This is a genomic window from Pseudogulbenkiania sp. NH8B, from assembly GCF_000283535.1.
GTDB classification, from domain to species: Bacteria; Pseudomonadota; Gammaproteobacteria; order Burkholderiales; family Chromobacteriaceae; genus Pseudogulbenkiania; species Pseudogulbenkiania ferrooxidans.
In genome coordinates this window covers 3846868-3864812 of the sequence record NC_016002.1, presented here as the reverse complement: position 1 = coordinate 3864812, position 17945 = coordinate 3846868, and the positions used below count along the sequence as shown (strand labels likewise).

The 17945-nt window shown below is 68.9% G+C and carries 14 protein-coding genes and 1 other RNA gene; 12 read left to right on the top strand and 3 right to left on the bottom strand.

Annotated elements, in window-relative coordinates:
• The 5 genes from NH8B_RS17830 to NH8B_RS17810 all read left to right on the top strand — a co-directional run bounded on the left by NH8B_RS17830 (nt 1) and on the right by NH8B_RS17810 (nt 6301).
• Nucleotides 1–756, top strand: a complete 756-nt coding sequence (locus NH8B_RS17830; RefSeq protein ID WP_014088497.1) for a hypothetical protein — start codon at nt 1–3, stop codon at nt 754–756.
• Entirely contained in the window at nt 756–3569 is a 2814-nt protein-coding gene (locus NH8B_RS17825) for an ATP-binding protein (RefSeq protein ID WP_014088496.1), read from the top strand. The genes NH8B_RS17830 and NH8B_RS17825 overlap by 1 nt, the downstream gene beginning before the upstream one ends.
• 127 nt (nt 3570–3696) lie before the next feature.
• The gene (locus tag NH8B_RS17820) at nt 3697–4920 is read left to right on the top strand and encodes a DUF2399 domain-containing protein (RefSeq protein WP_014088495.1); all 1224 of its coding nucleotides are present in this window, start codon (nt 3697–3699) and stop codon (nt 4918–4920) included.
• A gap of 56 nt (nt 4921–4976) precedes the next feature.
• A complete protein-coding gene (locus tag NH8B_RS17815) occupies nt 4977–5876 on the top strand; it encodes a DMT family transporter (RefSeq protein WP_014088494.1) in 900 nt (299 codons plus the stop codon).
• A gap of 29 nt (nt 5877–5905) precedes the next feature.
• Complete coding sequence (locus NH8B_RS17810) at nt 5906–6301, top strand: carboxymuconolactone decarboxylase family protein (RefSeq protein WP_014088493.1); 396 nt, start codon at nt 5906–5908, stop codon at nt 6299–6301.
• Between the two features lie 66 nt (nt 6302–6367).
• On the opposite strand, the gene NH8B_RS17805 is transcribed toward NH8B_RS17810, so the two are convergent.
• Nucleotides 6368–8011: an APC family permease gene (locus tag NH8B_RS17805; protein WP_014088492.1), complete on the bottom strand. Its 1644-nt coding sequence runs from the start codon at nt 8009–8011 to the stop codon at nt 6368–6370.
• 356 nt (nt 8012–8367) lie between these two features.
• Between NH8B_RS17805 and tpx the strand changes: the two genes are divergently transcribed.
• Nucleotides 8368–8865 (top strand): thiol peroxidase, encoded by a 498-nt coding sequence (gene tpx, locus NH8B_RS17800; RefSeq protein WP_014088491.1) that lies wholly within the window; start codon nt 8368–8370, stop codon nt 8863–8865.
• A 66-nt stretch (nt 8866–8931) separates the two neighbouring features.
• Here the strand turns inward: tpx and NH8B_RS17795 are convergent, their stop codons facing one another.
• Nucleotides 8932–10578: a methyl-accepting chemotaxis protein gene (locus NH8B_RS17795; RefSeq protein WP_014088490.1), complete on the bottom strand. Its 1647-nt coding sequence runs from the start codon at nt 10576–10578 to the stop codon at nt 8932–8934.
• 149 nt (nt 10579–10727) lie between these two features.
• On the opposite strand from NH8B_RS17795, the gene NH8B_RS17790 reads away from it, so the two are divergent.
• The 4 genes from NH8B_RS17790 (at nt 10728) to NH8B_RS20285 (ending at nt 13022) form a co-directional block, all read left to right on the top strand.
• Entirely contained in the window at nt 10728–11135 is a 408-nt protein-coding gene (locus tag NH8B_RS17790; RefSeq protein WP_014088489.1) for a hypothetical protein, read from the top strand.
• A gap of 120 nt (nt 11136–11255) precedes the next feature.
• Nucleotides 11256–11720 carry a hypothetical protein gene (locus tag NH8B_RS17785; RefSeq protein WP_014088488.1) on the top strand — a complete coding sequence of 155 codons (465 nt, stop codon included), beginning with the start codon at nt 11256–11258 and terminating at the stop codon, nt 11718–11720.
• Between the two features lie 101 nt (nt 11721–11821).
• Nucleotides 11822–12826 carry a YVTN family beta-propeller repeat protein gene (locus tag NH8B_RS17780; protein WP_014088487.1) on the top strand — a complete coding sequence of 335 codons (1005 nt, stop codon included), beginning with the start codon at nt 11822–11824 and terminating at the stop codon, nt 12824–12826.
• Between the two features lie 121 nt (nt 12827–12947).
• Nucleotides 12948–13022: non-coding RNA, sX9 sRNA (locus tag NH8B_RS20285), on the top strand.
• A gap of 4 nt (nt 13023–13026) precedes the next feature.
• On the opposite strand, the gene NH8B_RS17775 is transcribed toward NH8B_RS20285, so the two are convergent.
• Nucleotides 13027–13590, bottom strand: a complete 564-nt coding sequence (locus NH8B_RS17775; RefSeq protein ID WP_014088486.1) for a gamma carbonic anhydrase family protein — start codon at nt 13588–13590, stop codon at nt 13027–13029.
• Between the two features lie 211 nt (nt 13591–13801).
• Here NH8B_RS17775 and NH8B_RS17770 point away from each other — a divergent pair, with 211 nt between their 5' ends.
• Nucleotides 13802–15841 (top strand): M3 family metallopeptidase, encoded by a 2040-nt coding sequence (locus NH8B_RS17770; RefSeq protein WP_014088485.1) that lies wholly within the window; start codon nt 13802–13804, stop codon nt 15839–15841.
• Between the two features lie 390 nt (nt 15842–16231).
• Nucleotides 16232–17851, top strand: a complete 1620-nt coding sequence (locus tag NH8B_RS17765; protein ID WP_014088484.1) for a phosphoethanolamine transferase — start codon at nt 16232–16234, stop codon at nt 17849–17851.
• The last annotated feature ends 94 nt before the right edge of the window (nt 17852–17945 follow it).

The following is a 17945-nucleotide window of genomic DNA, read 5'->3' as shown; positions in this document are numbered from 1 at the left end:
ATGGAACTGGAACTCAAGACCCTCACCGCGCGCCTGTTGGCGCAGCGCGTGCTGCCGCGTGCCGATGCGCTGGCGCGCCGCGCCCTGCTCGACGAGAACTTCCGCAGCGAGCTGGACCGTCGTCTCGCCGACGTCGGCCTGCGCCTGGTGGAAAACCCCTACGCCGAACACGTCGCGGTGGCGCTGCTGCCGGAGATGACCGAGCCGGTGTTCGGCTCGGGCGAGGCCTGGCTCAACAACAACCTCGGCCTGCCGCGCGACGGCGTGGCGCTGCTGGTGATTCTGTGGGCGCTGATCGTGCTGCCCAAGCGCGAGCGCCAGATCGCCCGCGTCGAGGCCGGACGCGACAGCCAGCACGACATGTTCGGCGCACAGAAGCCGCTGGAAACCGGCGAGGCCGTGTCGACCGGGGTGTCGGAGGAGGCGCTCTACGCCGATTTCGGCAAGGCGCTGGGCGGCCGCACCCGCTTCAACGCCAACCTCGGGCGGCTGGTCAACCTGGGTTTCGTGGTGCGCCGTAACAAGTGGCTGGACGAGGGGCCGCTCTTGGACCTGATGATCGACTACGCCCAGCTCGCGCCGCGCATCATCGACGGCGCGCTGGCCGAGGTGCTGCGCCAGCGCGAGGGGCGCGCGGCGCTGGCCGACAAGGCGCTGGAATCCGCCGCTTCGGCCAACCTTGAGGCCGACACGTTGGCCGAAGACCCCGCCGCGGCTGGTGACGGCCCGCTGTTCGAGCAAGAGGAGACGCGCTGATGTTCCAGATGAAAGCGGTGGAAATGGTGCACTGGGACTTCTGGCAGCGGCTCACGGTGCCGCTCGACGCCCAGATCGTCACCATCATCGGCCCCAACGGCTCGGGCAAGACCACCCTGCTCGACGCGATGCGCACGCTGCTGGCGATCAAGTGCTCCGGCAAGCGCGACTACAAGCGCTACGTGCGCAACAACCGCGAGGCCTTCGCCTACCTGCGCGGCGTGGTCGACAATCCGCGCCGCCCCTCCGGCGGGCTCTACCCGACGCCGTTCTTCCCCATCGTCAGCGACACCGTGACGCTGCTGTGCCGCATCAAGAAGCAGGGCGGCGACTGGGTGCGCCACTACGCCATCCTCGACGGCGACGTGGCGTTGGAGTTGGCCGAAGGCCAGGCGCAGTGGCTCGGGGTGCAGGAGTACCGCCGCCGCCTCGAAGCGGCCGGGCTGACCCCGGCGGTGGCCGAGGTGCTGGCGCTGGAGCAGGGCGATACCGACAAGCTCACCGAGTACAGCCCGCGCCAGTTGCTCGACCTCGTCTTTCAAGTCTTCGGCGACAAGGACGTGCTCGACAACTACCAGCGCGCGCGCGAGGAGCAGCGCGCCACCGAGCTGGAACTGGAGGCGCTGACGCGCCAGGAAGAGCTGCTGGAAGGGCGCGTCGAAACCATGAAGACGCGCGCCAACCGCCACCTGGAGTGGCGCCAGCTGCAGCACAGCATCGCCCGCCTGCGCGACGAGGCGCTGCCGGTGCTGGGCTACCTCGACGGCAAGGCGTCGTTCGCCGGGCTGTGGCGCGGCTACCGCAACGGCTACCACGCGCTGAACCGGGCGCGCGGCGAGCATGCCGACACGCTGGAACTGGTGGCGCGGCTCAAGGCCGCCGAGGTCGCCGCCGACGCCGCGCGCGGCGCCGCGGAAAGCGCCCGCCAAGCGGCGCAGGACGCCTTCATGACGGCCAAATCCGAGCACGCCGGCGTGGCCGGCCAGCTCAAGGAGCGCGACCGCCTGCAGGCGCTGGCCGGCAAGGAATACGGTGCCGACGCGGCGGCGCTGGCGGCGCAACTGGCCGGCCTGCGCGACCGCGCCGACACGCTGAAGGACGGCCTGCGCGCGCTCAAGCAGCAGCGCGAGGACAAGTCGCAGCAGCTGGAGGCGCTGGAACTGGGGCGCGGCCGTGCTCCGGACGAGGTGCGCCAGTTCCGCGCCGCGCTCGACGAGGCCGGCATCGGCCACGCCATGTTGTCCGAACTGGTCGAGGTCACCGATGCGCGCTGGCAGGGCGCGGTCGAGGCGCTGCTGCGGCCGTATCGCCACGTGGTGCTGCTGGACGACCCCGCCGACCGCCGCGCCGCCTGGCAGCTGGGCGAGCGCCAGCGCTATCGCCACTTCATCGTGCCGGAGCGCGCCAGCCCGCCGGCGGCCAAGCCGGGCAGCCTGCTCGAGGTGGTGCGCTTCTCTGCCAAGGCGCCGGACTGGCTCTACCGCCAGATGAACAGCGTGACGCGCGTCGAGGATGCCAGTGCCGGCGCCGCCGTGGACGGCGACTGGATCACCCGCGACGGCTACTTCCGCGAACGGCGCGGCGCGCGCCACATCGGCGTCGCCCCGCACGACTTCGCCTTCGGCGAGGCGGCGCGCCAGTCGCGCCTCTTGGCGCTGCGCGACGAGCTGAAGCGCCTCAACGTGCAGATCCTCGCCGACGAGGAGCAGCTGGTGGCGGCGACGCGCGAGGCGGCCGGCCTGGCCGACTACCTGTCCGGCATGGACGCGATCCGCCAGCTCGACGGCCGCGCCGAGGAGTTCGCCGCGCTGGAAGCGCGCAAGGCCTCGCTGGAGGCGGAAATCGCCCGCCTCGGCGCCGTGCTGGCCGAGGCCGCCGCCGAGAAGAGCGCCGCCGACACGCGCTACGGCGACGCCCGCCTGGCGCACGACCGGGTGTGCCAGCGCGAGCAGGACAGCCTCGCCGCCTACCGCCAGCAGTGTCAGGAGGTAGACGGCGCGCGCCGCCAGCTGCGCCGCCTGCTGGCCGAACTGCGCGAGGGTGCGGCGCGGCTGCCCGACGGCGCGCTGGCGCCGGAGCGCATCGCCGCGCTGGAAGACGAGTTCGACGGCGCCGCCGACGCGCGCCACCAGCTCAATTATCTGGAAGAACGGCTGGGCAATGGCGAGTGGGAGACCGACGACGCCGTGCTGCAGCTCAAGGACAAGCTGGTCGACGACCTGGCGCAGATTGATCACGAACGCCGCCGGCGCCAGGCCGAGGTCGACCGCTCGCGCGAGCTCACCGACGACGCCCGCGCCGCCTACATCGGCAAGCTGCGCGCCACGGTGCGCGCCTACGGCCAGAACGTGCGCCGGCTCGGCGAGCTGGCCGGCATCGGCGTCGAGGTCGAGTTGCCGCAGCTCGCCAACGACGACGCGGTGCTGGCGCAGGCCGGGCTGGTGCTGAAGTTCAACTTCGACCAGAAGGGCATGATGGGCATGAACGACGGCGAGGCGTCCGGCGGCCAGCAGGTGATGAAGTCGCTGATCCTGCTCATCGCGCTGATGATGGACGAGGCCAACCCGTCCGGCTTCGTGTTCATCGACGAGCCGTTCGCGCACCTCGACATCTTCAACATCGACCGCGTCGCCGGCTTCCTCAAGGCCACCGAGGCGCAGTACCTGATCACCACGCCCAACACCCACAACGTCAACATCTTCGCGCCGTCCGAGCTGACCCTGGCGACGCGCAAGAAACGCCCGGGCGAAACCTGGGCGCCGCCGATCCTGCAGGCGCGGCGGCGGGTGGAGGGCGCGGAACCGGCGCCGTGACAGGTTCTGAGCGCGCGCCCCGGCGTGCTGGCCACGCCCGGGGCGGCCGATTTTTTTGCCGGGCGGCGGAAACCGTCGCCGCCCGCCCGGTCTATTCCTTTCCACCCCCCCGTTTCCGGAATCGCCCATGTCCCGCTGGCTCGCCCTGATCGACCCCGACCACGTCGCCCGCACCCCGCTCGGCGTGCGTGGCCACAACCTGCTGTTGACGCCGCGCGGCGAGCCGCGCCCGGTGCTGCTCGGCGCCGAGGAGGCGCTGCTGATCGGCACCTGGCTCGGCTCGCGCGCGAGCCGGGTGCGCTGGAGCACGCTGATGGCCGCCACGGCCAACCCGGGGTTGGCCGAAGACCTGCTGCGCCGCCTGCTGGAGGCGGGCTGGTGCGAGATCGAGCTGCACGCCGAAGCCGGCCTGCGCCAGTCGCCGCTGCAACCGTTCTGGGTGAGCTGGCGCGACATGTACGGGCTGCGCAGCCTGGCCGGGCTGGTCGATCCGCGCGAGCAGGCCGAAACGGTGGCGCTGTGGCGCGGCTGGCAACCGCGCAACGCCGAGCTGGCGGGACTTGCCGACAGCCTCGGCAGCCGCCTGCCGACCTCGACGCTGGAGCGCCGCCTCAAGCTGGCGCAGGCGCTGGACGCCTGGCTCAGCGCCGGGCAGTGGGGCAGCGAGCGCCAGTTCTCGCAGCACGCCTTCGGCCGCAGCAAGGCGTTCAACGCCGGCGACCGCGACTGGCTCGCCGGCCACGGCATCGAGCTGGAAGCCTGCGGCATCTCTGCGCACACCCCGCACCTGTTCCTGTCCGGGCCGCTGACGCTGGTGGCCGGCGCCGAGCCGTTGGCTTCGGCCAACCTGCTGGGCCAGGGCGTGGCGCTGGCGCCGGAGGCGCTGCTGGCGGTGACGGCGCTGCAGGGCAGCGTGCGCGGGGTGCGTGTGGTGCAGAACCTGAGCGTGTTCGAGGGGCTGACGCGCACGGCGCAGCCTTTCCTCACCGTGTGGGTGCCGGGCTACCCGCACCGGCGCTGGCGCGCGGCGGTGGGCCACCTGCTGGCGCTGCTGCGCCTGCCGCTGCAGGTGGCGTGCGACCTCGACCCGGCCGGTATCGCCATCGCGCTGCTGGTCGGCGCCGTGGCGGAGCAGGCCGGCTGCGCCTGGCAGCCGTGGAAGATGGAGGCCGAGGCACTGACGCTGGCCAACGGCGCGCAGCCCCTGACCGAGCAGGACGCGGTGCGACTGGCGCGGCTGGAGGGCGGCACGCTGCCGCCGCTCCTGGCGAAGTTGGCCGAAGCGATCCGGGAGCGGCAGCACAAGGTCGAGCAGGAAGGACTGTTCCTCGAGCGCGGCTCAGAGCTCTGAGGGCCGACGGTGACGGGGGCTTGCCAGCCGCAGGGGGAGCATGGCATGGTCATGCGATGACCACCCGCTCTTCCCCCTCGTTCGCCTACCTGTCGCTGACGCTGGCCCCGCTGTTCTGGGCCGGCAATTTCGTGCTGGCACGCGCCATGCACGCCAGCGTCGCGCCCATGACCCTGTCCTTCGTGCGCTGGAGCATCGCCCTGGTGCTGCTGCTGCCGTTCGGCCTGCGCCCGGCCTGGAACCAGCGTGCGCTGTGGCTGCCGCACTGGCGCCGCATCCTGCTGCTCGGTCTGTTGGGGGTGGGCGGCTTCAACTCGCTGGTCTACCTCGGTTTGCAGAGCACCACCGCCACCAACGCGGTGCTGATGAATTCCTTCATCCCCATCCTGATCGTGATCTTCGGCGCGCTGGGCTTCGGCCTCCGGCTCACCCTGCGCCAGGCGGGCGCCATCGCGGTGTCGTTTCTCGGCGTGCTGGCGATCGTCGCGCACGGCGAGCCGGCACGGCTCTTGGAACTCGACATCAACCATGGCGACGCCATCGTGTTCTGCGCGATGGTCGTCTGGGCGCTCTACACCCTGCTGCTGCGCGGCCTGCCGGCGGGGCTCGACCGCATCGGCATCCTCACCGTGCTGGTGGCGGTCGGGCTCACCGGCATCGCGCCGCTGTTCGCCGCCGAGCTGGCGAGCGGGCGCACCACCCCGCTCAACGCCGCCACCCTGGCTACCTTCCTCTACGTCGGCACCTTGCCCTCGGTGGCGGCGTACTACTGCTACAACTACGGCGTGGCGCAGGTCGGCGCGGCGCGGGCCGGCACCTTCATCCACCTGATGCCGGCGTTCGGCGCACTGCTGTCGCTGCTGTTTCTCGGCGAGGCGATCCGCGTCTACCACGTGGCGGGCATCGCGGCGATCCTGGCCGGCGTGCTGCTGTCCACCCGTTTTGCCAAGAGCTGAGCACCACTATATACAAGGAGAACTTCGCGATGAGCGAACAAGACCGCGACAATGGCCGGGCGATGCGCACCCGGGTGATGGGCGAAGCCTTCGTCGAGCGCGCGATGGACAAGCTCGACGGCTTTTCGCGCCCGGTGCAGGACTGGATCAACGAACACGCCTGGGGCAGCACCTGGCAGCGCGAGGGCATCGACCTCAAGACGCGCAGCCTGGTCACCTGCGCCATGCTGGCCGCGTTGGGGCGCAGCCACGAGCTGAAAGGCCACGTGCGCGGTGCCCTCAACAACGGCGCCAGCCTGGTGGAGCTGCGCGAGGTGCTGTTGCATTCCGCCGTCTACGCCGGCGCCCCGGCCATGCTCGAGGCGGTGCGCGCGGCGCGCGAAGTGCTGGCCGAGCTCGGGCTGGAACTGCCCGACGACCAGTAGCCCGGACGGCAAAACGGCCAGCGAAGCTGGCCGTTTTGCTATGACATGCTTGTCAAACGGAGGAGATCAGGCGCTCTGCCCGGCCAGGCGGCCGGCGCGTTTGCTCTCCTGCGATGCTTCGTGCATCGCCGCCACCGCGGCGGCGTCATGCTCCTGCTCCAGGTAGCGGGTGCGCCAGCCGCTGTTGACGCCCCAGGCGTAGAAGCCCAGTGCCATCAGCGCCACCACCGCCATGTCCACGCCGTACGGCAGCAGGCCGATGCCGCCGAAGTCGGTGCTGCCGACGTAGGACAGCAGCGCCAGCGCCGGCAGGTACAGCACCATCCACAGCGCGCCCTTCACCTCGCGGCCGAAGTCCGGCCAGCCGGCCTTGGCCTGGTACCAGAAGTACACCGGCAGCGCCGCCACGATCAGGAAGATGATCTGGCCGGTCAGCGGCCAGCGCGCCCAGTACAGCACCAGCGAGGCGCAGACGAAGGCGAACGGCGCGATCAGGTTCAGGCCGGCCAGGCGCAGCGGGCGCGGCAGGTCCGGCGCGGCGCGGCGCAGCGAGGCCGCGCTGATCGGGCCGGTGAGGTAGGAGATCACCGTGGCCACCGAGATCACCGCCGCCAGCGTGCCCCAGCCGCGGAAGAAGAACAGGAACACGAACGACACCGCCAGGTTGAACCACATCGCCGCGCGCGGGATGCGGTAGAGCGGGTGGATGTGGCCGAACAGCGCCGGCATGGTGCCGTTCTTCTGCATGCCGTAGATCATGCGCGAGGTGGTGGCCATGTAGGTGGCGCCGGTGCCGCTCGGGCTGACGAAGGCGTCGAAGTAGAGCGTCATCACCAGCCAGTTCAGGCCGAACGCCAGTGCCAGCTGCGCGAACGGCGAGCTGAAGTCGATGCCCTGCCAGCCGTGCGCCAGGTCGGCCGGGGTCAGCGCGCCGAGGAAGGCGACCTGCAAGAGCACGTAGATCACCGCCGCCAGCAGGATCGAGCCGATCACGCCGAAGGGGATGCTCTTGCCCGGGTTGCGCGCCTCGCCGGCCAGGTTGATCGGGCTCTGGAAGCCGTTGAAGCTGAACACGATGCCGCTGGTGGCCACCGCCGTCATCACGCTGGCCCAGCCGAACGGGGCGAAGCCGCCCGGCGTGGCGCTGCCCAGGTTGCCGCTGTGAAAGCCGCTGCCGATCAGCGCCAGCGCGGTGAGCGCGGGCACCACCAGCTTGAACACGGTGATGGCGCTGTTGGCCTTGGCGAACAGCTTCACCCCCCAGTAGTTGAGCAGGAAGTACACCACCACCAGCACCGCGGCGATGCCGAGGCCGGTCGGATTCAGCTCGCCGTGCTGGTACAGTGCCTGCGCCCACGGCCACGGCCACGAGCTCATGTACTGCACCGAGGCCTCGGCCTCGATCGGGATCACCGCGACGATGGCGATCCAGTTGGCCCAGGCGGCGATGAAACCGAGCAGCGAGCCGTGCGAATAGCGCGCGTAGCGCACCATGCCGCCGGATTCCGGGAACATCGCCCCCAGTTCGGCGTAGCTCAGGGCGATCGACAGAATGATGACCATGCCGACGAGCCAGGCCACGATGGCGGCCGGCCCGGCGATCTGCGCCGCGTGCGCGGCACCGAACAGCCAGCCGGAGCCGATGATGGAGCCGAGACCGGTCAGCATCAGGGCGATCGGGCCGATATGGCGGGAATGCTGGTGATTCAAGGGAAGACTCTCCTGTCTGTGTGTTGGGAAGGGGCCGTGGTACGGCTCCGTCATGCGCCCGGATCGTGGCCGGTTTCTTGTAGGTCTGCCTTGGATGAAAGTCCGGCACTGTAGAGCGGCGCCGTCCTGAGTTCTGTAACGATATGTACAGCCGGGTGTCATGAAAATGATCGAAATCATCCCCATACCCAGTGAAAGGGGCGGGAGTATGCCAGCTTGAGCAGGGATTTTCCATCCGGAAAATAGGCTATTTACGTCGGGCCGCAGTGCCGACCCTGTTGCCGGCGGGGTTGAAATCCTGGCGTGTTCCCCCACACTTACGGGATTCGTCCACCCACTCTTCGAGGATGCACACCATGGCAACCGTAACCCTGCGCGGCAACCCGGTCGACGTCGCCGGCCAACTCCCGGTCCAAGGCGCCAGCGCCGCCGACTTCACCCTGACCGCGGCCGACCTGTCCGAAGTCAGCCTGGCGTCCTTTGCCGGCAAGAAGAAAATCCTCAACATCTTCCCGAGCATCGACACCCCGACCTGCGCCATGTCGGTGCGCAAGTTCAACGAGAAGGCCGCCGGCCGCGACAACACCGTGGTGCTGTGCATCTCGGCCGACCTGCCGTTCGCGCAGAAGCGCTTCTGCGGCGCCGAAGGCATCGACAACGTCACCACCCTGTCCACCTTCCGCCATCCGGAATTCGCCGAGGCACTGGGCGTGAAGCTGGCCAGCGGCCCGCTCGCCGGCCTGACCGCGCGCGCGGTGGTGGTGCTGGACGAGAACAACGCCGTGCTGCACAGCGAACTGGTGGCCGAGATCGGCAGCGAGCCCAACTACGACGCGGCGCTGGCCGCGCTGTAAGCCGGTTCGAGGCACCATGCAAAACGGGGCGATGATTCGCCCCGTTTTTTCGTTGCCGCCGTCGTTTCAGCCGGCCAGGTAGGCCGGTTGTGCCGTCGCCAGGGCGGCGTCCGGCTGGGGCGTGTCCGCCCGTCCGTCCAGGCGGAACCAGGCCAGGTTCTGATTGAGTTCCCGCGCGGCGCCGGAGAGTTGCTCCATGGCCGGAGTGATTTCCTGCATCTGGCGGTTGATGCCGGCGGCGAGCTCGGCCACTTCCTGGCCCGACTGGCGGATCTGCTGGCTGGTCTGGCCCTGTTCCTCGGTGGCCTGGCCGATGTCGTTCATCAGCTGGTTGACCTCGGCGAGCGCCTGGTCGACGGCGAGCAGGGCGCTGCCCAGCGTCTGCTGCGCCGCGGTGTTCTCGGCGCTGGCGCCGCGTGCCTCGTCCATGGTCTGCTGCAGGGTGTGGGTGGCCCTCTCGACCTGCTGCAGCGTGGTGAAGATGCGCGTGGTGGCGTCCGAGGTGCGTTCCGACAGCTTGCGCACTTCATCCGCCACCACGGCGAAGCCGCGTCCGGCTTCGCCGGCGCGTGCCGCTTCGATGGCGGCGTTGAGCGCCAGCAGGTTGGTCTGCTCGGCGATGTCGCGGATCAGCGTGCTGATCTGCGAGATGTCGCCGATCGACTGGCGCAGCGCCTGCATGTCGGCCAGTGCGTGCTGGATGCGCTCGGCCAGCAGGGCCATGGCCTCGGCGCTGGCGGCGCCGACGCGGCGCGCGTCCTCGGTGCGGCTGGCGGCGTCCTGGGTGCCGAGGCCGGCGTGGCTGACGTGGCGCGCGATGTTGGCCGAAGCCTCGGCGATCAGCCCCACCGCGAGCCGGCTGTCCTCGCTCTTGGCGGCCTGCAGCCGGGTTTCCTCTTCCACCTGCGCGGTCAGCAGCCGCACCTGGCGGCTGTGCCGCTCGCCGCTCTGGGCATTGTCGTGCACCGCCCGGATCAGTTTGCCCAGCTGGTCGAGAAAACGGTTGATGCGGGCCGATGCCTGCGCCAGCTCGTCCTTGCCGTGCGCCGGCAGGCGCACCCCGAGGTCGCCTTCGCCGAGGCGGTCGGCCGCCTGCGCCATGGCGCCGAGCTGGCGCTTGAGGTGGCGTGCCAGCGCCAGCTGGATCAGCACCACCAGGGCACTCGCCAGCGCCATCGGCCCCAGCACCATGATCGCCAGTTCGCCCAGCGCATTCTGCATGCGCGCCTCTTCCCCGCCGAGCGCCTGCTGCTCGCCTTGCAAGCGGGCGTCGATCAGCTCGACCAGCGGCACGATGTGCAGCTGGTAGGCCTGCTCGGGGATCGACAGCGCGTCCTGCGGCGCGGTCTCGGCGATGGTGATGGCGTTCTTCAGGTTCTTGGCGAATTCGCCCCAGTGCTTGTCCAGCGCCGCGCCGACGGCCTGGCGCTGGGCGGCGGGCAGGGCGGGGACGATGCGCTGGCGCAAGCGGGACACGCTGGCCTCGATGCCGGCCAGGCGCTGCGGGGTGTCCGGCAGCAGCGGGTCGGCGCGTGCCAGCGACAGCACCGCGGCCTTCAGTTCGTTGAGGTTGGCCGAAAGCGCCTGGCGTTCGCGGTAGTGCTCGAACTGGCGGGTCAGGGAGGTGAGCTGGTAGCCGGCCAGCGCCAGCACCAGGATCAGGCTGGCGACGCTGAACAGCACCGTCAGCCACAAGCGTTTCACGAGGGTCATGGGGGGAACGCCACAATGATAGACGACTAAGTCTAGCGTGCCCGCATGACACGACGATGACGCCCCCCGCGGTCCCCCCTTGATCTGCCGCAATGATTATCGGCGCCACGCCTGCTAGGCTGAAAACAGTCCTCCGCCAAGGCGATGAGATGCCCTTCCTGCGAAAACACCTGCTCCTGCTGTGCGGCCTGCTGGCCGCGCTATGGCTGTTTTCGCTCTCGGCGGGCATGCTGGGTGAGTGTTTCACCCCGCAGCCGGCGGCATCGGCCAGCGCGGCGACGGCGCACCCGCACCATGCCCAGCTTGCTGCTCCTGCCGTCCCGGACGCCGGCGCGCGCGTGGCCTGTGCCAAGCACTGCGAGGACAGCCTCGGCGGTGTGCTGAAGCCGTCGGCCTCCGATCTCTTTCAGCTCGGCATGCTGATCCTGGTGCTGTGTAGCGTGGTGCACCTCGCCAGCCTGCCGCTGGCGATGCCCGCCCGGCGCCTTGCCGATGCCCAGGTCACCATCGTCGGCGATCCACCGCCCACCATCCGTTTCCACCGCTTCAATAACTAGCCTGCCGTTTCACCGTCCTTCCCGCCCCAGGGCCGGGAGGCGCACGGCCGTCCGATCCGTCCGGGCCGGTCACGGTGCGCAAGCCCTGCTGTTTCCCCGACATCACTCAGGAGTCACACCATGAAGAAGATCATTGTCGTTGCCGCCTCGACCCTCCTGCCGCTCGTGGCCGGCACCGCCTGGGCCAACGAAACCCACCATCCGGCCGACGCCGCGCCGGCGGCGAGCCCGCGCATCCTGCTGGCGGCCAAAGCGCCCGACGCCCCCAAGCCCCCGGCGGCCCAGGGGCCGTCGTTCCGCCTGATGGACGAGCACATGAAGCGGATGCAGGACATGCACGAACGGATGCTGGCCGCCAAGACGCCCGAGGAACGCCAGAAGCTGATGGATGAGCAGGCCAAGCTGATGCAGGAGGGCATGGGCATGATGAAGGACATGGGCGGCATGATGGGGCCGCGCGGCGGCATGGGCATGATGGGTGATCAGACGGGCAACACCATGATGATGAAGCGCATGGACATGATGCAGATGATGATGCAGATGATGATGGACCGCGAGAACGCGCGCATGCCGCCGCGGCCGTAATCCGTCCAAAGTCGCCGCTGCTGCGGCAGCCAGGCTGGGGTCTGCCGTGGCAGGCCCCGGGCTGTCCCCTGTTCCTTTACCGTCTTGCCGGAGTCTCACGCATGCTTTTCCCCCGATTCACCCTGCTGGCCGGCGCGCTGCTGCTGGCCAGCGCCATCAGCCAGGCCGCGCCGAGCGGCACCGTGTTCACCGCCAACGAACGCGGTAGCTCGATCAGCGCGGTGCACCTGGCCGACGGCGCCACCCGCACCATTGCGCTCGATATCGCGCCGCACAACGTGCAGGTCACGCCCGACGGGCAATGGCTGCTCGCGGTGGGCATGAGCGCCCACGCCGGCCATCACGCCGCGGCGGGCGACGCCGGCCAGCTGCTGGTGTTCGATATCGCCGATCTGGAGCGGCCGGCCTTCGTGTTGCCGGCCGGCAGCCACCCGGCGCACGTGGTGAGCGACGCGGCGGGCCGGCTCGCCTTCGTCAGCGATTCCGGCGCCAACGCCGTGCTGGTGTTCGACCTCGCCAGCCGCGCCCGGGTCGGCGCGATCCCGACCGGTCGCTACCCGCACGGCCTGCGCCTGAGCCCGGACGGCAAGGAGCTGTACGTCGCCAACATGAAGGACGACAGCGTGTCGGTGATCGACGTCGCCAAGCAGGAAGAGACGGCGCGCATCGCGGTGGGACGCGCCCCGGTGCAGGTCGGCTTTGCCCCGGATGGGAAGCAGGTCTACGTCTCGCTCAGCGCGGAAAACAAGGTGGGCGTGATCGACCGGGCGCAGCGCCGGCTGCTCGGTAAGGTCGCGGTCGGCCGCCTGCCGGTGCAGCTGTTCGCCACGCCCGACGGGCGCCAGCTCTACGTCGCCAACCAGGGCACGGCGCAGTCCCCGGACAACCGGGTGTCGGTGATCGACCCGGCCACGCGCCGGCTCCTCGCCACCATCCAGGTCGGGCGCGGGGCGCACGGCGTGGCCATGAGCCAGGACGGCGGCTACGCCTTCGTCAGCCATCTCGAGGACGGCACCTTCTCGGTGATCGACACCGCCAGCCGGAAGGTAGTGGCCACCCATCCCGTCGGGGAGGGGCCCAACGGCATCAGCTACAGTGCGCGTTAGAACCTATTCATGATCTTGCTGCGCGATCCCTGATCGGGGCTCATGTGCATTGCGTGCCAATCTTCGATTGGCTCGGCGATGGATTGGCACGCAGGGATTCGCTCAGCGATGCGGAATCCTCATGTACTACTTGTACATTCCGGTTCCTGCGCTGCTCTTCACCCCGCTGAGGGCCGCTCGTGACAGATCCTGAACAGGTTCTAGCCCGCTGCGTCGTCGGCCTCGTCCAGCGCCTGCTGGTGTTTCACCGCCAGGCGCTGGTAGTGCTCGGCTGAGTACTTCAGGAAGGCGATTTCCTTGTCGCTGAGGCGGCGCACCTGCTTCACCGGGTTGCCGAGATACAGGTGGCCCGACTCCAGCACCTTGCCCGGCGGCACCAGGCTGCCGGCGCCGATCATCACCTGGTGCTGGATCACCGCGCGGTCGAGCACGGTGCTGCCGATGCCCACCAGCACCTCGTCGCCGATGGTGCAGCCGTGCAGCGTGACGTGGTGGCCGATGGTGACGTTGTCGCCGATCACCAGCGGCGCGCCCAGCGGGTCCTCGTCGCGCTTGTGGCTGACGTGCAGCATGGCGAAGTCCTGCACGTTGCTGCCCTCGCCGATATGGATGCTGTTGACGTCGCCGCGGATCACCGCGCACGGCCAGACCGAGGCGCGTTCGCCCAGCGTCACCTCGCCGATCACCACGGCGGAGGGGTCGACGAAACAGGAATCGGGAACCTGCGGGGTGTGGCCGTCGTAGCGGCGGATATTGCGATTCATCGGAACGTCCTCATCTAAAAACCATCATTATGATACAGGGGCTCCTCGCAAAACCTCAGCTTCCGTGCACGATCCGGCGCGCATGGACCGTTTCGGCATGGCATGTCCTTGATGGGACAGGCGAAACGGTCCGTGGAGGGTGTCGCCGGCCGGCACGGGGGAGGCGCTGTCGAGGAGTCCATCAGCCGAACCGTCCAAGGATGCCACGCCCATGAGCCAGAATCCGCTGCTCGATCTCTCCGGTCTGCCGCGCTTTGCCGAGATCACCCCCGCCCACATCACCCCGGCCGTCGAACAACTGCTGGCCGACGCGCGCGCCACCGTGGCGCGGCTCACAGCTCAGAGCGCCGCGCCGAGCTGGGACAACTTCGTCGAACCGCTGACCGACGCCACCGAGAAACTGTCGCGCACCTGGGGCGTGGTGGGCCACCTCAACGCCGTGGTCAACACGCCGGAATTGCGCGAAGCCTACAACGCCAACATCCCGGCGGTGTCGGCGTTCTGGACCGAACTGGGGCAGAACCTGGCGCTGTTCGCGCGCTTCAAGGCCCTGGCCGAGCAGCCGGAGTACGCCGGCTACAACGCCGCCAAGAAGAAGATCATCGCCAACGACCTGCGCGACTTCCGCCTCTCCGGCGCCGAACTGCCCGAGGCCGAGAAAACCCGCTTCGCCGCGATCCAGACCCGCCTCGCCGAGCTGTCGGCGCAGTTCGAGCAGCACGTGCTCGACGCCACCGACGCCTTCAGCCTGCGGGTGGCGGACAAGGCCGAGCTGTCCGGCCTGCCGGAAGATGTGATCGCCATGCTGGCCGAGATGGCCAAGGCCGAGGGCGAAGAAGGCTACAAGCTCAACCTGCAGTTCCCCTGCTATCTGCCGGTGATGCAGTACGCCGACAACCGCGAGCTGCGCCGCCAGCTCTACGACGCCTACGTGATGCGCGCCTCCGAGTTCGGCCCGGCCGAGCTCGACAACACCCCTGTGATCCGCGAGAAGCTGCAACTGGCGCGCGAAGAGGCGCAGCTCCTGGGCTTCGCAAGCTTCGGCGAGCTGTCGCTGGCCACCAAGATGGCCGAGACCCCGGAGCAGGTGGTGGCATTCCTGCGCGACCTGGCGCAGCGCGCCAAGCCGTTCGCGCTGCGCGACCGCGTCGAGCTGGAGGCCTTCGCGCGCGAGCAATTGGGGATGGAGACGCTGGAGGCCTGGGACCTCGCCTACGTCGCCGAGAAGCTGCGCGTGGCGCGTTACGCCTTCTCCGACCAGGAAGTGAAGCAGTATTTCCCGGAACAGCGCGTGCTGGCCGGGCTGTTCGGCGTGGTCGACACGCTGTACGGGGTGACGGTGCGGGAAAGCCAGGCGCCGACCTGGCACAAGGACGTGCGCTTCTTCGACATCGTCAAGGACGGCTCCGTGGTCGGCAGCTTCTACTTCGACCTCTACGCGCGCGAGGGCAAGCGTTCCGGCGCCTGGATGGACGACGCGCGCGGCCGCCGCGTGCGCCACGGCGCGCTGCAGACCCCGGTGGCCTACCTCACCTGCAACTTCAGCCGCCCGGTCGGCGACAAGCCGGCGCTGTTCACCCACGACGAGGTCACCACGCTGTTCCACGAGTTCGGCCATGGCCTGCATCACATGCTGACCCAGGTCGACGAGCTGGGCGTGGCCGGCATCAACGGCGTGGAGTGGGACGCGGTGGAACTGCCTTCCCAGTTCATGGAAAACTTCTGCTGGGAATGGGACGTGCTGCAGGGCATGACCGCCCACGTCGAGACCGGTGCGCCGCTGCCGCGCGAGCTGTTCGACAAGATGCTCGCCGCCAAGAACTTCCAGAGCGGCATGCAGACCGTGCGCCAGCTCGAGTTCGCGCTGTTCGACATGCTGCTCTACACCGCCTTCGACGCCGAGCACGGCAACTGGCTGGAACTGCTCGGCAAGGTGCGCGAGGAGGTGGCGGTGAACTTCCCGCCGGAATACAACCGCTTCCCCAACAGCTTCGGCCACATCTTCGCCGGCGGCTACGCGGCGGGCTACTACAGCTACAAGTGGGCGGAAGTGCTGTCGGCCGACGCCTACGCCGCGTTCGAGGAGGCGGGCGGCGCCAACCCGGACACCGGGCGCCGCTTCTGGAACGAAATCCTCGCCGTCGGCGGTTCGCGTCCGGCGCTGGAGTCGTTCCGCGCCTTCCGCGGCCGCGACCCGCAGATCGACGCGCTGCTGCGCCATTCCGGCATGGTCGAGATCGCGCCGGTCTGACGTACACCGACGCCCGCTGACGGCATGATCAGGCGAGGGCGTGCGCGCCCTCGTTCATTTCGCCCGCCGCGCGGCGGCTGTCTTCGTCGCGGCACGGCTCCCGCCGCAGGTTCCGTGCGCCCAACCGGAACCGACTCGCCGCGGCCGACTCTAAGCTAGGCTCTCAGGGCAACCGGAGCAGCAAGCGACCAGACCCTGGCCCTGTCTGCGGACAGGGTTGGCGTGTCTGTTGGCCCCCGTCGTGGCGGGGGCTTTTTTGTGGCGATCGTACACGCCATCCCTCTGATAAATAGGGGGTATTTGTACCAAGACGGCCGAGGTGCGTTAGTATGGCGGCTTTCCGGGTGCCCCTGGCACGCCAAGATTCCTCTACTTTTGAATAAAGATCGCATGTCCCTGTTTCGACCCCTGCGCCCCGAGCGCATGACGCTGTTGCTTTCGCTGGCGCTGATCGTGTTCTACAACGTGCCGTTCTGGCGCGAGATGGGCCGCATCACCGCCGGCCTGGGCGGCCACGGTCCGGTGCTCTTGGCCGAGGCCTTCGTGCTCCTCCTGGCCTTCTTCAACCTGGTGCTGGCGCTGCTGGCCTGGCCCTACGTGTTCAAGCCGGTGATGACGCTGCTGCTGGTGTGCACGGCCTTCGTCACGTACTTCATGAACCAGTACGGCATCATGGTCGACATGCACATGATCCAGAACGTGTTCCAGACCGATCCGGCCGAAACGCGCGACCTGCTCACCGTCAAGATGGGCCTGTTCGCGCTCGGGCTGGGCGTGCTGCCGGCGCTGTGGCTGTGGAAGACCCCGATCGTCTACCGCCCGCCGCTGCGCGAGCTGGGGGTGCGGCTGGTGACGCTGCTGGTGAGCGTGGCGGTGCTGCTGGGGGTGGTGTTCTTCGCCTACCAGGATTTCGCCTCGCTGTTCCGCAACAACCGCCAGCTGCGCCTGATCGTCACGCCGAGCAACTACATCCAGGCCACCAACAGCTACCTGCGCCACGTCGCCGACAGCGGCCCGGTGGTGGTGACGCCGCTCGGCACCGACGCCAAGAAGGCGCCGTCCTGGGCAGCACATCAGCGCAAGACGGTGCTGGTGGTGGTGGTGGGCGAGACCGCGCGTGCCGACCACTTCGCGCTCAACGGCTACCCGCGCGATACCAACCCGCAGCTTGCCAAGCAGGCCGGGCTGCTGAATTTCACCAAGGTGCATTCCTGCGGCACCGAAACCGCGGTGTCGGTGCCTTGCATGTTCTCTGGCATGGGACGCGAGCAGTATTCCGGCGACGCCGCCTCGAAGCGTGAAAACCTGCTCGACGTGCTCAAGCACGCCGGCTTCGACATCCTGTGGCGCGACAACAATTCCGGCTGCAAGGGCGTGTGCAACCGCGTCGCCTACGAAGACCTGTCCAACCTCAAGACGCCGGGCTTGTGCGACGACGGTGAGTGCTACGATGACGTGCTGCTCGACGGTCTCAAGGAGCGCCTGCAGAACCTGCAGCACGACAGCGTGATCGTGCTGCACCAGAAGGGCAGCCACGGCCCGGCCTACTACAAGCGCTACCCCAAGAGCTTCGAGCAGTTCACCCCGGTGTGCCGCACCAGCGAGCTGAGCCAGTGCAGCCAGCAGGACATCGTCAACGGCTTCGACAACACCATCCGCTACACCGACCACGTGCTGTCCGGCCTGATCGACCTGCTGCGTGCCGACGCTGGGGTCAACAGCGGCATGATCTACCTCTCCGACCACGGCGAATCGCTGGGGGAGAACAACGTCTACCTGCACGGCATGCCCTACCTGTTCGCCCCGGAGGCGCAGAAGCACATCCCGGCGGTGATGTGGTTCTCCGACGGCTTCCAGAAGGAACTGGGCGTCAACGCCCGCTGTCTGGCGGCGAAGAAGGACCAGGCCTGGTCGCAGGACAACCTGTTCCACTCGGTGCTGGGGGTGCTGGGGGTGCAGACCCAGGTGTACGACGCCAAGCTCGACCTGTTCCAGAGCTGCAAGGGCTAGGGCCGTGCCAAAAAAGGTTGGCCGAAGCCCGCGCGAGAGGTTACCTTTGCCCTCCCAATGACTGAGAGCTTGTGAATAAATCTGCTGCGCGCCC

Excerpts from the sequence above, each read along its gene's own strand:
- NH8B_RS17820 (WP_014088495.1), top strand. The coding sequence starts at position 3,697 with ATGTCCCGCTGGCTCGCCCTGATCGACCCCGACCACGTCGCCCGCACC.
- NH8B_RS17765 (WP_014088484.1), top strand. The coding sequence starts at position 16,232 with ATGTCCCTGTTTCGACCCCTGCGCCCCGAGCGCATGACGCTGTTGCTT.
- NH8B_RS17770 (WP_014088485.1), top strand. The coding sequence starts at position 13,802 with ATGAGCCAGAATCCGCTGCTCGATCTCTCCGGTCTGCCGCGCTTTGCC.
- tpx (WP_014088491.1), top strand. The coding sequence starts at position 8,368 with ATGGCAACCGTAACCCTGCGCGGCAACCCGGTCGACGTCGCCGGCCAA.
- NH8B_RS17795 (WP_014088490.1), bottom strand. The coding sequence starts at position 10,578 with ATGACCCTCGTGAAACGCTTGTGGCTGACGGTGCTGTTCAGCGTCGCC.
- NH8B_RS17810 (WP_014088493.1), top strand. The coding sequence starts at position 5,906 with ATGAGCGAACAAGACCGCGACAATGGCCGGGCGATGCGCACCCGGGTG.
- NH8B_RS17825 (WP_014088496.1), top strand. The coding sequence starts at position 756 with ATGTTCCAGATGAAAGCGGTGGAAATGGTGCACTGGGACTTCTGGCAG.
- NH8B_RS17780 (WP_014088487.1), top strand. The coding sequence starts at position 11,822 with ATGCTTTTCCCCCGATTCACCCTGCTGGCCGGCGCGCTGCTGCTGGCC.
- NH8B_RS17830 (WP_014088497.1), top strand. The coding sequence starts at position 1 with ATGGAACTGGAACTCAAGACCCTCACCGCGCGCCTGTTGGCGCAGCGC.
- NH8B_RS17790 (WP_014088489.1), top strand. The coding sequence starts at position 10,728 with ATGCCCTTCCTGCGAAAACACCTGCTCCTGCTGTGCGGCCTGCTGGCC.
- NH8B_RS17785 (WP_014088488.1), top strand. The coding sequence starts at position 11,256 with ATGAAGAAGATCATTGTCGTTGCCGCCTCGACCCTCCTGCCGCTCGTG.
- NH8B_RS17815 (WP_014088494.1), top strand. The coding sequence starts at position 4,977 with ATGACCACCCGCTCTTCCCCCTCGTTCGCCTACCTGTCGCTGACGCTG.
- NH8B_RS17775 (WP_014088486.1), bottom strand. The coding sequence starts at position 13,590 with ATGAATCGCAATATCCGCCGCTACGACGGCCACACCCCGCAGGTTCCC.